This is a genomic window from Novosphingobium anseongense, from assembly GCF_037482895.1.
Classification (GTDB): domain Bacteria; phylum Pseudomonadota; class Alphaproteobacteria; order Sphingomonadales; family Sphingomonadaceae; genus Novosphingobium; species Novosphingobium anseongense.
On the sequence record NZ_JBBHJZ010000001.1, the window covers coordinates 1,078,415 to 1,093,903 of the forward strand.

Consider the following 15,489-nt stretch of genomic DNA (forward strand, 5'->3'; position numbering starts at 1 on the left):
TCGGCGCAGGCCAAGTTCAAGCCCTCCGTCGCCGCGCGACGGGGGGCTTTTTCTTTTGCGAAGCTAGTTCTGGGAACCGTCCGGCGCGGCCGGAAGGTCGAGGATGAAGCGGGCGCCCTGCCCCGATGCGCTCTCGACGCTGAGTTCGCCGCCCATGGCGCGCGCCAGCCGGCGCGAGATGTAGAGCCCTAGGCCCGAGCCGCCGTCGCCGCTGCGGCCGAGCCGCTCGAACTTCTCGAAGATGCGGCCCTGGTCCGCTTCGGACAGCCCCGGCCCCTGATCGCAGACGACCACGCGTACGCGGCCCGGGCCGGCATCGATCGAATCCTCGAGCCGAATCCAGACCTGCGAATCCTCGGGCGAGTAGCGGATCGCATTGGTCACGAGGTTGATCAGAACCTGCAGCACGCGACGGAATTCGGCCACGGCGGGGAGGCTTTCGCCGGGGCGCGGTGCGTCGAGCGCGATGCGCTTCTCTCGCGCCCGAACGCCGAGGATACCCGCGGCCTGGCGGGCGACGTCGGCGAGGTCGATGCGATCGGGTGCGGTCGAGAAGTCGTCGGCCTCGACCACTTCGAGATCGGTCAGATCCTCGATCAGCGCCAGCAGATGTTGCCCCGCGGAAGCGATGTCCGCGGCATAGTTGGCATAGTCGTCCGAAATCGGACCCGCGAGACGCGAATGGATCGTCTCGGCATTGGCGATGATCCGCGCGATCGGCTGACGCAGGACCGGCGCGACGTCGCGGCCGAGCAGGCGATGACGCACTGCCGAGCCTTTGGCATCGGGCTCGGGCGGCAATGCCGGCAGTTCGGGCGAAACCAGACAGAGCTCGAAGCCCGCAGGCTCGCGACCGGGGCCGGCTTGCGGAAACAGGCTCGCACGCCAGCGTCGCGACGATCCCGGCACCTCGACGTCGGCGCCATCGAGCAGGCGCCAGTGCAGCGGCTGCGAATGGCTGTTGCCGGCAATCGTGATGAAGTCGGTCCAGGGGCGGCCGAAGCCGGCTTCCATGGCTGCGGCCAGGGCGACGAGATCGGGAGCTTCCGCCTCGACCGTCAACACGCGCTGACCGGCATCGAGACGTGCGGTCAATTCGGCGACGTGGCGGTCGATCTCGCCACGACGCTCGTCGATCTCGGCAGGGTCTTCGGCGGCGAGCGGCGTCGCATGCCAGTTGCGCAGCAGGATCTCGCAGCCGGCATCGGTGCCGGGCAGTGGCTCGACCTCGACCCAGGCGGTGATTGCGCTGGCACCGTCCTGCGCCTGGATCGTCCGCGCGAGCTTGAGACCGTAGCGGCGCGCCTTGCGCACGACTTCGAGCAAAGCCGGAACCGCGATCGTACCCGGCAATTCGCCGCCGCAGCGCAGTTGCAAGGCCGCGATGGCCTTGTCGGCCGATACCAGCATGTCGGCGCCGTCGCTGATCGCGCGGAGCGGTGCGGGAAGTCCTCCGGACACGGTCAGTGTCCTGCCCCGGCGATCAGCGCTGCGGCGCGATCGGGCGCGAGCCGGTCGATGCCCTCGGGCAGTTCGGCGTCGGGATCGAGCGCAAGCAGTTGTTCCTCGATCGCCTCGGGCTTGAGCCCCGCGGCGCAGAGCGCGAGCGCGAGACGCGTGCGCTGCGTCTCGCTCGTGGCGAGCGTCGCGAGATCGCGGTCCTGCCGCGCCGATGCGGCGAGCGCGGTGAGGAAGATGGCAGCTCCGGCGTGGTGCAACGACAGCGCCGCCACGGCACCGGCACCCATGCCCGTCACCAGCCGCGACAACAGGCCGAGCCGGCTGCGCGCCTCGTCATAGTCGGCGCGGATCGCGACTTCGGCAGCGGCAACGCGCTGATCGGCCTCGGCGGTACCGCCGGCCACGCCCCGCAAGGCCACGAGCGCCAGATGGAGCAGATCGCCCGGCAGTTCAGCGAGCGCCAGCCGCATGCGCCGCTGCGCCTGACCGAACCGGGCCTGGGCGGCGAGAAATTTCATGGCCAGCGCCGCCGTCGTCTCATCGGACGAGGCGACGAGCGCCTGGAGCAGCGGCGAGAGCACGGGATCGAGCGCGAGCCGCGCCTGGAGCAGCTCGGTCAGGTGCCATTCGAGCACCAGCGCGTGAACGTGCCTGAGGAAGGCAGGATTGTCGGTGAGAGCAAGGGTCAGCGCCGCGACATCGCCCTCACCACCCTCGATACGGGCCAGCAGTTGTCGCGCGACGTCGCCGATCATCCCACGCACACGCGCGAGAATGGCGTCTCCGAAAAGACCGCTGTCGTCGCTGGCCAGCAAATGACGCAGCACCGGCGCGACCGTGCCGAGCACGACGTCGCCCTGATCGAGCGCACCGCGCAGGCGCGATTCCACCGGATCCGTCGCTCGGGGAGTGGCCGCCGCATCGCTCATGAGCCCGCTATAGCCGTCCATGGTTAAGCCCGTGTTATCTGCGGTTTGCCGGCCGAAAGCAGCAAAGCGGCCAAGGCGAGCAGCATCGCTAGCACCTGCACGGCATCGATCAGGACACCGAAGAAGGCGGCCAACGCCAGGATCAGGGCCAGCAGAGCGCGATCCTCTAGCCAGGCGATCCAGCCACGCAGCAGCACGCGCGGCAGCAGACGGGCCAGGGCAATCAGGATGAACGGCGGAAACACGTGCGCCAGCAGCGAATCCCACGGGGGCAACGGCGCGCTCCAGACGATCACCACGATCAGTTCCAGGTCGAGCAGCCAGCCAAGCACGGTCTCCCCAGAAATCGGCGCCTTGCCGAGCTTGAGCGAATCGTGTTCGACCCTTTCGAGCAGTCCCGAAGCCCGGCGCAACGTCCAGGCGACCGCGCAGAGCACGAGCGCTATTCCCGAATAGGTGAACCAGCCCGCGCCGAGTGCCAGCAGCATGATCGCCACGGCGCCCAGGGCCACCAGTCCCCAGCCGCTGCCGGCATGCAGCAGCGACGGCCCGATCGCCAATACGCCGAGCCGCGACAGCATGATGCCCGGGGTCGGCATTTCGCCTTCGCCCATGTGCAGGCGGATCCAGGCGTCCTCGATCTCGTGCGCTTCCCCCTCGTCGTGAACGAGCTTCCAGCGCGCGCCCTCGCGCGCCGTCGCGGGCACGAGTTGCATGGCCACGCCCGACTGGAGGGCAATGCGCGTCAATGCCGAAGGAATGTCGAAGTCCGCGGGCAGATCGCCCAGCGCTTCGACCAGGCGGCCGGGGATGCGCATGGCGCCTGCGGCCGAATGGTTGATGTCGATCCGTTCGAAACCGGCGGCAAGACCGGACTCGATCGGCTGGACCAGGACCGAATGCCCCTGTTCGAGCAGGGCGATCGCCTCTTGCGGCGCGGCGAGCAGGCCTTCGGTGAAGACGATCAACTCGTCGTTGGCCGTGACGAGCCCGGCCAGCGCACGTGGCCCGGGAATGACGTGCAGGCGAACCCCGGCTTTCTCGGCATCCTGCTGAAGCGCGATAAGCGGCGGCGTGACTTCGCGCGCGATGCAGACCACGCGCTGGCATTCGAGCGCCAGGGCTATGCCGAGCTGATGCCGCGCCAGCGTCGCTCCGCCGACGTGAAGGAACGCGCGCGGCGCGCTCTGCCCCGTCCCTGCGGGTTCGATCATGGCAAGCAGGGCGACGCGCAGCGGGCTTCTCCGGGCAGTTACGGAGGTTCTAGGCAAAGCCTGGGCGGGTGCCAAGCGCGCGTTGCCGCGGCTGCGTTCTAGACTGGCACGGGCTCGATCGGCACGGGCGAGCCTGGCGGAATGTCAGGCGGCGGCGAACTCGTCGAGGAAGGTCTGAATCCGGCGCACGGCAACGGGATCACCCGGCGCGGTGTCGATCGCCTGGTCGGCCAGGACCATGAGCCTTTCGGCGTTGAAGCTGGCAGCCAGGCCCTTGAGACGAAGCGCGGCGATCTGCCAGTTGCCGTCACAGCGCGCGCGGCGCAGCAGGTCGAGCTGGTGGGTCAGGCTCTCGACGAAGGCCACGCGCAGCTCCGCGAAAAGCGCGGGATCGTTACCCGCCGCAGCGGCCAGAGTGGCATCGAGGGTTCCCGCTTCGTAAGCCATCCACAGAAGCCTAGGGCCACAGGGTTAAGGTGGGGTTTATCCTGTGCATAACCGTGGTATTCAGGGAGAATGGCCGGGGAAACACGCATCATCGCCTTCGACGCTTCGAGCGCAAAAACGCCCGACGCGGAAATTCTGCTGACCGAGGAAGCCGCGGAAAGCGCGGCGCCCGAGCCGGCGGATACGAGCTGGGACGATACCGACCCTGTAGAGCGCCCGCGTTTCCGCTGGGTACTTCCGGCAATCGGCGTCGCGCTCCTGATCGGCTGGACCGGTTATTTCGGATGGGCCGTCAGCGAACGCCTGACCGTGCGACTGGCTCCGAGCGAGGCGATCGCGCTGCTCCGCGACTGGGCCGTTCCGGTCCTGCTGATCGCCGTCGCCGCGCTCGTCCTGCTGCGCAACAGCCGCAGCGAGGCCCTGCGCTTCGGCGATGCGGCGCGCGTGCTCTCGCAGGAATCGGCGCTGCTCGAGACGCGGCTGTCGACGGTCAATCGCGAGCTCAGCCTCGCGCGTGAATTCATCGCCGCGCAATCGCGCGATCTCGAGACCTTGGGCCGCCTCGCCGCCGATCGCCTCTCGACCGAGGCCGACCGCCTCCAGGGCCTGATCCACGACAACCATGCGCGGGTCGAGACGATCGGCACGGTCAGCTCGGCCGCGCTCGACAACATGGAGAAGCTGCGCGGCCAGCTGCCGGTGATCGCCAGCTCGGCCAAGGACGTCACCAACAACATCGGCAATGCCGGCCGGACCGCCCACGGCCAGCTCCAGGAGATGATCAACGGCTTCAAGAAACTGAACGAGTTCGGCCAGGCCAGCGAGCGGCAGGTCCACGTCCTGCGCGGTCTCGTCGACGAGACCATCTCGGAATTCTCGCAGCATGCCGATCAGTTCGCCAATCTCACCGCCGCGCGCTTCAGCGAGTTCCGCGATCGCGGCGCCGAGTTCCGCACCCAGCTCGACAGTCACGAGGTCGAGGCCCTCGCCGCGATCCGCACGCGCGCTTCGGCCATGGCCGAAGAGCTCGAGCAGACCCGTCAGCGGCTCGACGGCGAGGAGGCCGAGAGCCTGACCTCGATGCGCGCGCGTCTGACCGCCTTGCGCGACGAGGGCAATGCCATTGCCCGCGCCTTGCGCGAGGGCGAGAGCCGCGCGCTCGAAGGCTGGGAAGCCAGCATCGCGCGGATGCGCGAGGAGCTGAACGGCGCGCTGACCGAGCTTCAGCAGGCAGAGATCGACGCGATCGAGGCCCGCCAGGCCCGCACCGGCGCGATCCGCGAGGAGCTCGACAAACTCGAAGCCCAGACGCTGGACCAGGCCTCGCGCTTCGCCGCCGAGCTCGACAAGCGCCAGGCCGAGACCATCGCCGCCGAAGACGCCGCCGCCACGCGCCTGCGCGAGCATCTGGCTGCGCTAGACTTCCTCGCCGCCTCGAGCCGCGAACGCCACGGCGAGATCGATGCCGCCGCCACGGCGGACTTGCGCGAACGCGTGGCGGCCCTCGATGCCGAGATCGCCGACCGTCACGCGCGGCAGGAAACCCTGGAGAAGCAGGCGGCCGATCGCCTGCGCCAGAACCTCGCCGCAATCGACATGGAGATGGCCGAGCGTCTCACGCGGCAGGAAGAGCACGGCGCGACGGTTCTTGCCCAAGGCCGGGCAATCACGGCCCAGCTCACCGAATTCGAGAGCCGTACCGCCGAGATCGTCGCCCACGGCGAGGCTGCGCAATCCTCGATCGGCGATAGCCTGCGCACGCTCGGTGAACGTCTCGGCGAAAGCCGCACCGCACTGGCAGGCACCGATCGCGACATCGCCGCCCTGACCGACAGCAGCGTGCGCCTGCTCGAACTGATCCAGGCGAGCGTCAAACACAGCCGAGACGAGCTCCCCCGCGTGCTCGGAGGCGGCGAGGCTCAGCTTTCCGGGCTGGAGGCGCGGATGACCGCGCTGCGCGAGGCGGCACAGGAAACCGATGCGCGCGGCATGAACATCGCCGATACGATCGAAGCAGCCAACGCCAATCTCCAGCGCACCTATGCCGAACTCGCGCGATTGCAGCAGGAGCTCGAACAGGCCGGCTCGCTCCACGGCGAAACGCTGGCGACTTTGCGCGAACAGCTTGCGGCGATCGCCAGCCAATCGACGCATCTCGCCCACGAGACGCGCATACAGCTCGCGTTCGCGCTCGATTCGCTTGCGGACTCGACCCAGAAGGCCATCGCGGGCTTCGGCGAGAGCGGCGCCACCACCGTGTCCGCCCTCGCCCGCCAACTCGGCAGCGAGAGCGCGGCCGCGATCGAGCAGGCCATGCGCACCAGCGCCGAAGAGACCACCGGCCAGCTCGAGCGCGCCGTCGCCCAGGCGGCAGCCGTCGGCCGCGAGGCAGCGGTCCAGCTGCGCGATCAGCTCGGCAAGGTCAACGATCTGGCCGCCAATCTCGAGAGCCGCGTCGCGCATGCCCGACAGCGGGCGGAAGAGCAGGTCGACAACGACTTCACCCGCCGCGTCGCGCTGATCACGGAGTCGCTCAATTCGAACTCGATCGACATCGCCAAGGCGCTCTCGACCGACGTCGCCGATACCGCCTGGACCGCCTATCTGCGCGGCGACCGCGGCATCTTCACGCGGCGCGCGGTGAGCCTGATCGACAATGTCGAAGCCAAGGCCATCGTGCAGATCTACGAGCGCGACCGCGAATTCCACGATCACGTCAGCCGATACATCCACGATTTCGAAGCGATGCTGCGCCAGGTGCTCTCGGCCCGCGACGGTCAGGCGCTGGGCGTGACGCTACTGTCGTCCGACATGGGCAAGCTCTACGTCACCCTTGCCCAGGCAATCGAGCGCCTGCGGAGCTAGTTCCGGCGCCAACATCTTGGCACGAGCTTGCGCCTCAGACCTTCGCGGCCTCCGGCGGTTCGCCAAACAGGTTCAGGTCGCCGGGGACGATCCAACCGTTGACGTAGTTGGCGTAATACATCCCGCAGAGCACGAGCGCGAGCACCGAGGCGCGCAGCGCGATACGCCTCGCATCGAAGTTGGCCGGGGCGCTGTCGGCCTGGCCCGGGGTCTTCTCGATCCCAGCCTCGTCGTGGGTGCGAATGCCGAAGGGCATGACGATGAAAGCGCTGAACACCCAGAACAGCACGTAAATGGCGATGATGGAGGTCAGTTTCATGATCAGTCGTCGAGCAGCAGCACTTGTACCTGGGGCTTCTTGCCCGACCAGCGCGTCGCGGCGCGGCGCGCGGCGAGCCGGGCGGCTTCGATCCGCGCCTCGCGGTCCTGCGCGACTTTGCCCTTGAGCTTGCCGAGCGCCTGCGCGACGTCCTCGCGCGCTTCCTCGCAGAAGGCGTCATAGTCTTCGTCGAGCGGCAGGCCGACGCCGGCGATCTCGATGCGGCTGCCGGCGATGGCGACGGTCAAGAACCCGTTGTGCGCCAGGCGGCGGCGCATGACCATGGCCTCGCCATCGGCCGGAGCGATGATGTCGCCATCGAGGATGAGACGGCCCGCGCGAACCTCGCCGAACTTGCCCGGCTTGCCCGGCGCGAGGCGGACGAGATCGCCGTTCTTCTGATTGATCGCCTTGGGTATGCCGCAGGCCAGGCCGAAGCGCGACTGCTCGCGCATGTGGCGGATCTCGCCGTGGACCGGAATCAGGATTTCGGGCCGCAGCCAGCCATAGAGCGCCTGCAGATCGGGTCGCCCCGGATGGCCCGAGACGTGGATCGGGCTCTGGCGATCGGTGACGATCTCGATGTCGCGCTCGGCCAGACGGTTCTGGATGCGGCCGATGGCGATCTCATTGCCCGGGATCTGGCGGCTGGAGAACAGCACGACGTCACCGGCTTCGAGCGAAAGCTGGTGGTTGCCTTCGGCCATCCGCGACATCGCGGCGCGCGGCTCACCCTGGCCGCCGGTCGCGACGATCAGCACTTCGCCGCGTGGCAGATCCATGGCCCGGCCAAAATCGACCGTCTCGGGCAGGTGCTCGAGATAGCCGCTGGCCTGGCTGGCGCCGATCATCCGGTCGAGCGAGCGCCCGGCGACGCAGAGCTTGCGCCCGGTCGCGCGCGCGACCTCGCCCAGGGTCTGGAGCCGCGCGACATTCGACGCGAAGGTCGTGACCACCACCCGGCGGCCTTTGTGCTTGGCCACTTCCTCGAGCAGTCCGCGGTAGACCTCGCCCTCGGACCCCGAATTCTCGGGATTGAACACGTTGGTCGAATCGCAGACCAGCGCGAGCACACCGGTGTCACCGATCGCGCAGAGTTCCTCGGCGGTCGTCGGCACGCCGATCTGCGGGTCCTCGTCGATCTTCCAGTCACCGGTGTGGAAGATGCGCCCATAGGGCGTATCGACGATCACGGCGTTGCCTTCGGCGATCGAATGCGCGAGCGGTACGTATTGAACGGTGAAATGGCCGAGCTCGAACGGCTCGAGATGGTCGATCACGCGCAGATCGACCTTGCCGAGCAGCCCCGCCTCTTCGAGCTTGGCCGCGACGAGCTTGGCGGTGAACGGCGTCGCGTAGAACGGCACGCCGAGTTCTTCGGCAAAATAGGGCACCGCGCCGATGTGATCCTCGTGCGCGTGGGTCAGGACGATGCCCACGAGATCGGCCTTGCGATCCTCGATGAATTCGAGATCGGCGAAGACCAGGTCGACGCCCGGATACTCCTGGCCGCTGAAGGTCATGCCGAGGTCGACCATCAGCCACTTGCCGTCGCAGCCATAGAGATTGACGTTCATGCCAATCTCACCCGAGCCGCCGAGGGCACAGAAGATCAGTTCGTTACCGGGTTTCACTTGATTGGGTTTCCTTGGGCCGCAGCCCTTTCCGCCAGCAGAGCCAGCCCGTCGAGCGTGAGGTCCGCGTCGACCGCATCGAAAATGTCCGTCACTTCGTCGAACAGCACGGCAAGGCCGCCGGTCGCGATGACCTTGGCCGGACGGCCGATCTGTTCGCGCATGCGCGCGATCAGCCCTTCCATCATAGCGACGTAGCCCCAGAACACGCCGATCAGCATAGCGTCTTCGGTATTGGTGCCGATCACGCTCTTGCTGTCGGGTACGCGAATGGCGATGCGCGGCAGCATGGCCGTGTTCCCCACCAGCGCGTCAAGCGAGAGGTTGATGCCCGGCGCGATGATGCCGCCCTTGTAGGCGCCGTGAAAATCGATGACGTCGAAGGTCGTCGCCGTGCCGAAATCGACGACGATCAGGTCGCCCGGATACTTGGCGTGGGCGGCGATCGCATTGACCGCACGGTCGGCGCCGACCGAACTCGGCTGATCGACGTCGAGATCGATGCCGTAGTCCGCGGCGCCCTGCCCTGCGATAAGCGGCTCGACGAAGAAGTAATTGCTCGCCAGGACCTGGATGTTGTGGAGCGCGCGGGGGACGACGGTGCAGACGATGATCTGCGTGATCTCCTCGCGCTTGATGCCGCGGATCTCGAGGAGCTGCATCAGCCAGACCGCATATTCGTCGCCGGTGCGGCGCGGATCGGTGGCGATGCGCCAGCGCGCCTTGAGCTTGCTGCCCTCGAACAGCGCGAAGACGACGTTGGTATTACCGGCGTCGATGGCGAGCAGCATGAAGAGCTCCTTACGAGTCCGGGGTCAGGCGAACTTCGCCCGCATGGATGGCACGCGTCCGCCCGTCGGCCAAGCGCAGCAGCAGGGCGCCGTCTTCGGCGAGCCCGGCAAACGCACCGATCAGACCCTCTTCCCCGGGCTCGCCGACGGTGAGAGGGGTTCCGAGCGGATGCGCTGCGGCGAGCCAGCGCTGTACGATCGGCGCCAGGCCGAAATTGCGCCAGCGCTCGAGTTCGGCCGCGAATTCTCGTGCGAGATCGGCAGCGAAGGCATCGCGATCGACGCCCTGCAGCGCCACCGTCTCGCGATCCGGAACTTCGGGCGCCTGGGCAAGGTTGACGCCGACGCCGATGATGACGCTGTCGTTGACGCGCTCCAGCAGGATACCCGCCAATTTAGCCCGGCCGATCAGCAGATCGTTGGGCCATTTCAATGTGGCCGAAAGCCCGTCGTTCAGCAGCGGCGTCACCGCTTCGTGCACGGCCAGGCCGACGAGCAGCGCGAGCGAAGCGGGCTCGGGATCGCCGAAGCGCAGATGCACCACGGTAGAGCCCATGAAATTGCCCGCGCCGTCTAACCATTCGCGGCCTTGCCGCCCCTTGCCAGCGGTCTGGCGGTCCGCAACCAGCCAGTCGCCCTCCGCGACGCTCTCGCTAGCGCGCAGGCGCGCGGCGAGGTCTGCGTTGGTCGATCCGGTTTCGGCTAGGGTGTGGATCACACCGCTGCGAACAGTGCGGCGGCCGCGGTGTCGGCCAGGTGACCCAGGCACTTGGTCAGCAGGTAGCCCAGCGGCGAGATGAACAGCGCGCAGACCGCGAGCAGGGCCTGGTGCGCCCAGTCGCTACGGCCGACCGCTTTGCCCGTCGGTTCGTCGAAGTACATGACCTTGACGATCTTAAGGTAATAGAACGCGCCGATCACCGAAGCGGCGATACCGATCGCGGCCAGCGGCACGAGGCCCGCCTGGACTGCGGCCTGGAAGACCACGAACTTGCCCCAGAAGCCGAACAGCGGCGGAATGCCCGCAAGGCTGAACATGACCATGGCGAGTGCGGCGGCGAGCACCTTGCGGTCGCGCGAGAGGCCGGCGATGTCGGAAATTGCCTCGACCTGGTTGCCCTCGGCATCCTTGAGCATCAGCACGGCGACGAAACCGCCGATCGTCATCGCCACGTAGATCGCCAGATAGACGAGCATCGCCGAAGCGCCCTCGACCGTGCCGGCAGCGAGGCCGATGAGGATGAAGCCGACGTTGTTGATCGACGAATAGGCCATCAGGCGCTTGATATTCTTCTGACCGATGGCGCCGAGCGCGCCGACGACGATCGAGGCCAGCGCCGCGAAGATCACGATCTGGCGCCAGGCATCGGCCTGCGAACCGAAGGCGTCGAGCGAGACGCGCATCGTCAGCGCCAGCGCCGCCACCTTGGGTGCCGTCGCGAAGAAGGTGGTAACCGGGGTTGGCGCGCCTTCGTAGACGTCGGGCGTCCACATGTGGAACGGCACCGCCGAGATCTTGAAGGCCAGGCCCGCGAGCACGAAGACCACGCCGAACAGCGCGCCGGTCGACAGACCGCCGCCCAGAGCGGCGCTGATGCCCGAGAAGTTGGTCGTGCCCGTGAAGCCGTAGGTCAGGCTCATGCCGAACAGCAGGATGCCGCTGGCCAGAGCGCCGAGCACGAAATACTTGAGGCCGGCTTCGGCCGAACGCTCGTCGTTGCGCAGGATCGAGGCGAGCACATAGGAGGCCAGCGAGGCCATCTCGAGGCCGATGTAGAGCGTCAGCAGATCGGTGGCCGAGACCATGATCCCGCCGCCGAGCGCGGCGAAGAGCACCAGGATCGGATATTCGGCCCGCATCCCGCCCGCGCGTTCGAAGAACTGCGGCGCGATCATCAGCGAGGCACCGGCGGCGCCATAGATCAGCAGCTTGGCGAAGCTGGCGAAGGCGTCGGCGCGGAACTGGCCGAAGAAGGCGTAGGTATCGGGGCCCGAGGCGCCGGCGCAGAGCGCGGGCGCGACGAGGAAGGCAGCGCCGACGAGCGCGGCGACCGTCAGGATCGAGATCAGGCGGCTCGCCTTGTCACCGCTCCAGGCGGCGACGAGCAGCAGGATCAGGCCGGCGACGCTCAGCAGTTCTTCGGGCGCAACCAGGCGCAGCGAGTGGGACCAGTCCATCAGTGGTGCGCCCCCTCGTGCGCGGATTCATCGGTTTTGGGTTGTGCCTTCGCGACCGCGACCTTGGCATCGCCGGCGGGCTTGGCCCGGGCGATACGCGCGTCGAGCGCGGCGATGTCCTGGCGCATCGGCGCGAGGAAGCTTTCGGGATAGACGCCCATCCACAGCACGGCCGCGGCGATCGGCGCCATCATCAGCCACTCGCGCAGGTCGATATCCTTCATGGCGGCGGCATCGGCGTTCTTCTGCTCGCCGAAGATGACCCGGCGATAGAGGTAGAGCATATAGGCCGCCCCCAGGATGATGCCCGTCGTCGCGACCAGCGCGACCCAGCTCGAGACCTGGTAGATGCCCGCGAGGCTGAGGAATTCGCCGACGAAGCCCGAGGTGCCCGGCAGGCCGACCGATGCCATCGTGAACAGCATCATGAACAGCGCGTAGTAGGGCATGTTGACCGCAAGGCCGCCGTAACGGTCGATCTCACGCGTGTGCAGGCGATCGTAGATCACGCCGACGCCGAGGAACAGCGCGCCCGAGACCAGGCCGTGGCTGAGCATGACGACCATCGCGCCTTCGAGACCTTGCACGTTGAACGAGAACAGGCCGATCGTGACGATCGCCATGTGCGCGACCGACGAATAGGCGATCAGCTTCTTCATGTCGTGCTGGACCAGCGCGATCAGCGAGGTGACCACGACCGCGACCATCGACAGCCAGTAGACCAGCCAGGCGAACTGGGCCGAAGCCTCGGGGAACATCGGCAGCGCGAAGCGGATGAAGCCGTAGCCGCCCATCTTGAGCAGCACGCCGGCTAGGATCACCGAGCCCGCGGTCGGCGCCTGGACGTGCGCGGCCGGAAGCCAGGTATGAACCGGCCACATCGGCATCTTCACCGCGAAGCTCGCGAAGAAGGCCAGCCACAGCCAGGTCTGCGCCTGCGGGGCGAAGTCGTAGGCCATCAAGGTCGGGATGTCGGTGGTGCCCGCCTCGTTCACCATCCACAGCATCGCGATCAGCATCAGGACCGAGCCGAGCAGCGTGTAGAGGAAGAACTTGTACGACGCGTAGATGCGATCGGCGCCACCCCAGATACCGATGATCAGGTACATCGGGATCAGGCCGGCTTCGAAGAAGATGTAGAACAGGTAGAGATCCTGCGCGGTGAACACGCCGATGATCAGCACTTCGACCAGCAGGAAGGCGGCGTTGTATTCGCCGACGCGCTTCTCGATCGAGTTCCACCCCGCGCCGATGCAGACCGGCATGAGGAAGACCGTCAGCATGATCAGCATCAGGGCAATGCCGTCGATGCCGAGCGCCCAGTTGAAGCCGGCGAAGAGCTCGACCTTTTCCTGGAACTGCCACTGCGCGCCGCCGACGTCGTAGTTGGCCCAGAGCAGGACGCCGAGCGCGAAATCGATCAGGGTCGCGATCAGCGCGATCGAACGCGCCGCCTTGGCTTCGACCAGAAGGCAGGCCACCGCGCCGACGAGCGGCACGAGCAGCATGAGCGATAGGATGGGAAAACCGTTCATTGCCTCAATGCGCCCCGAAACCTGCGATTGCCCAGCTGATCGCGCCGACAAGGCCGAGCAGCATCACCAGCGCATAGCTGTAGAGATAACCCGACTGGACCTTCTGCGCGTAGGTCGAGCTCTTGGCCACGACCCAGGCCGCGCCATCGGGACCCAGTCGATCGACGATGCCGATGTCCACCTGCTTCCAGAACACCTTGCCGAGCCAGAAGGCCGGGCGGACGAACAGGAAGTTGTAGAGCTCGTCGAAGAACCACTTGTTGTAGACGAACTTGTGCAGCGCGCCGAACTGGCCGACGAAGGTCGCCGGGAAGCTCGGGTTCTTCAAGTAGGCATACCAGGCGGTCAGCAGACCGATGGTCATGACCGTGAACGGCGCCCACTTAACCCAGGTTGGCACTTCGTGCATCGCGTGGATCAGGTGCTCGCTGAACACGAGGCTGCCCTTCCAGAACTCGCCATCGCCTTCGCTGATGAACGAATGGTGGAACAGGAAGCCGGCGAAGACCGCGCCCAGGCTCAGGACGATGAGCGGGATCAGCATCGGCAGCGGGCTCTCGTGCGGGTGATAGCCCGCCGTGCCGTCGCCGTGATCTTCATGACCGTGCGCGTGGTCGTCGTGACCGTGTGCGTCGTGCGCATGGGCCTGTTCGGTCGCCTCGCCCGAGTGTTCGTCGGACGGGTGATCGTCATGGCCATGGCCGTGCGCGTCGTGGACCGCGTGCTGGATGTGCTCCGAACCGGCCCAGCGCGGCTTGCCGAAGAAGGTCAGGAAGGCCAGGCGCCACGAATAGAAGCTGGTCATCAGCGCGGCGCTGATACCCATCCAGAACGCGAAGGTGCCGAGTTCCTTGCCCGAACCGAAGGCCGCCTCGAGGATCGCGTCCTTCGAATAGAAGCCCGCGAAGCCCAGGGTGCCGGCAATGCCGACGCCGGTGATCGCCAGGGTGCCGAGCGTCATCGCCCAGAAGGTGATCGGGATGTGCTTACGCAGGCCGCCGTAGAAGCGCATGTCCTGCTCGTGGTGCATCGCGTGGATCACCGAGCCGGCGCCGAGGAACAGCAGCGCCTTGAAGAAGGCGTGCGTGAACAGGTGGAACATGGCAGCGCCATAGGCACCCGAACCCGCCGCGAAGAACATGTAGCCGAGCTGCGAGCAGGTCGAATAGGCGATGACGCGCTTGATGTCCCACTGCGTCGTGCCGACGGTGGCGGCGAAGAAGCAGGTGGCGGCGCCGACGAAGGTAACGACGCCGAGCGCGGTCGGGCTCGTCTCGAACAGCGGCGACAGACGGCAGACCATGAAGACGCCGGCGGTGACCATGGTCGCCGCGTGGATCAGCGCCGACACCGGGGTCGGGCCTTCCATCGCGTCGGGAAGCCAGGTGTGCAGGCCGAGCTGCGCCGACTTGCCCATCGCACCGATGAACAGGAGGATGCAGAGCACGGTCATCGTGTCGAAGCGGTGGCCGAGGAAGCCGATCGTCGAGCCGGCCATGCCGGGCGCGGCGTCGAGGATCGCCGGGATCGAGATCGTGCCGAACACCAGGTAGACGCCGAAGATGCCCATCATGAAGCCGAGGTCACCGACGCGGTTGACGACGAAGGCCTTGATCGCGGCGGCGCCGGCCGAGGGCTTCTTGAACCAGAAGCCGATCAGCAGATACGAGGCCAGGCCCACGCCTTCCCAACCGAAGAACATCTGCACGAGGTTGTCCGCCGTCACGAGCATGAGCATCGCGAAGGTGAACAGCGACAGATAGGCGAAGAACCGCGGCTGATCCGGATCCTCCTCCATATAGCCCCAGCTATAGAGGTGGACGAGCGCCGAGACGCTGGTGATGACGACGAGCATGACCGCGGTCAACGTGTCGACGCGCAGCGCCCAGTCGAAGCTCATGGTGCCCGACTGTACCCAATGCAGCACGGGCGTGACGCTGGCTTCGGCGGTCCCACTCAGGAAGCCGAGGAAGATCGGCCAGGACAGCGCGCAGGAGACGAACAGCGCGCCGGTCGTGATCGACTTGACGACGGTGTTGCCCAGCATGCGGTTGCCGAGCCCGCCGACGATGGCGGCCAGCAGCGGCAGGAAGACGATGAAGAGGATCGAATGCAC

The 15,489-nt window shown here is 67.0% G+C and carries 12 protein-coding genes; 1 reads left to right on the plus strand and 11 read right to left on the minus strand.

The features are described 5' to 3' along the window. Positions 1–63: 63 nt before the first annotated feature. From WG901_RS05210 to WG901_RS05225, 4 genes are all read right to left on the minus strand, one after another. Positions 64–1,461: a sensor histidine kinase gene (locus WG901_RS05210; RefSeq protein ID WP_339585944.1), complete on the minus strand. Its 1,398-nt coding sequence runs from the start codon at positions 1,459–1,461 to the stop codon at positions 64–66. Between the two features lie 2 nt (positions 1,462–1,463). Beyond that, on the minus strand, positions 1,464–2,411 hold the full coding sequence (locus WG901_RS05215) for a hypothetical protein (protein WP_339585945.1): 948 nt from the start codon (positions 2,409–2,411) through the stop codon (positions 1,464–1,466). Between the two features lie 2 nt (positions 2,412–2,413). Further along, positions 2,414–3,604 carry a hypothetical protein gene (locus tag WG901_RS05220; RefSeq protein ID WP_339585946.1) on the minus strand — a complete coding sequence of 397 codons (1,191 nt, stop codon included), beginning with the start codon at positions 3,602–3,604 and terminating at the stop codon, positions 2,414–2,416. A gap of 144 nt (positions 3,605–3,748) precedes the next feature. Then, on the minus strand, positions 3,749–4,051 hold the full coding sequence (locus WG901_RS05225) for an Hpt domain-containing protein (RefSeq protein WP_339585947.1): 303 nt from the start codon (positions 4,049–4,051) through the stop codon (positions 3,749–3,751). 69 nt (positions 4,052–4,120) lie between these two features. On the opposite strand from WG901_RS05225, the gene WG901_RS05230 reads away from it, so the two are divergent. Next, complete coding sequence (locus WG901_RS05230) at positions 4,121–6,916, plus strand: coiled-coil domain-containing protein (protein ID WP_339585948.1); 2,796 nt, start codon at positions 4,121–4,123, stop codon at positions 6,914–6,916. Between the two features lie 34 nt (positions 6,917–6,950). Here WG901_RS05230 and WG901_RS05235 read toward each other — a convergent pair whose 3' ends face one another. From WG901_RS05235 to nuoL, 7 genes are read right to left on the minus strand one after another with little or no spacing between them, the layout of a single operon-like run. Then, positions 6,951–7,235: a DUF1467 family protein gene (locus WG901_RS05235; RefSeq protein ID WP_339585949.1), complete on the minus strand. Its 285-nt coding sequence runs from the start codon at positions 7,233–7,235 to the stop codon at positions 6,951–6,953. Between the two features lie 2 nt (positions 7,236–7,237). Continuing rightward, positions 7,238–8,869, minus strand: a complete 1,632-nt coding sequence (locus WG901_RS05240) for a ribonuclease J (protein WP_339585950.1) — start codon at positions 8,867–8,869, stop codon at positions 7,238–7,240. Then, entirely contained in the window at positions 8,866–9,660 is a 795-nt protein-coding gene (locus WG901_RS05245; RefSeq protein ID WP_339585951.1) for a type III pantothenate kinase, read from the minus strand. Before WG901_RS05245 ends, WG901_RS05240 begins: the two co-directional genes overlap by 4 nt. A 10-nt stretch (positions 9,661–9,670) precedes the next feature. Beyond that, complete coding sequence (locus WG901_RS05250) at positions 9,671–10,378, minus strand: biotin--[acetyl-CoA-carboxylase] ligase (protein WP_339585952.1); 708 nt, start codon at positions 10,376–10,378, stop codon at positions 9,671–9,673. Next, entirely contained in the window at positions 10,375–11,838 is a 1,464-nt protein-coding gene (nuoN, locus tag WG901_RS05255) for an NADH-quinone oxidoreductase subunit NuoN (RefSeq protein WP_339585953.1), read from the minus strand. Before nuoN ends, WG901_RS05250 begins: the two co-directional genes overlap by 4 nt. Next, positions 11,838–13,373: an NADH-quinone oxidoreductase subunit M gene (locus WG901_RS05260; RefSeq protein ID WP_339585954.1), complete on the minus strand. Its 1,536-nt coding sequence runs from the start codon at positions 13,371–13,373 to the stop codon at positions 11,838–11,840. The genes nuoN and WG901_RS05260 overlap by 1 nt, the downstream gene beginning before the upstream one ends. Before the next feature lie 4 nt (positions 13,374–13,377). Continuing rightward, positions 13,378–15,489: an NADH-quinone oxidoreductase subunit L gene (gene nuoL, locus WG901_RS05265; protein ID WP_339585955.1), complete on the minus strand. Its 2,112-nt coding sequence runs from the start codon at positions 15,487–15,489 to the stop codon at positions 13,378–13,380.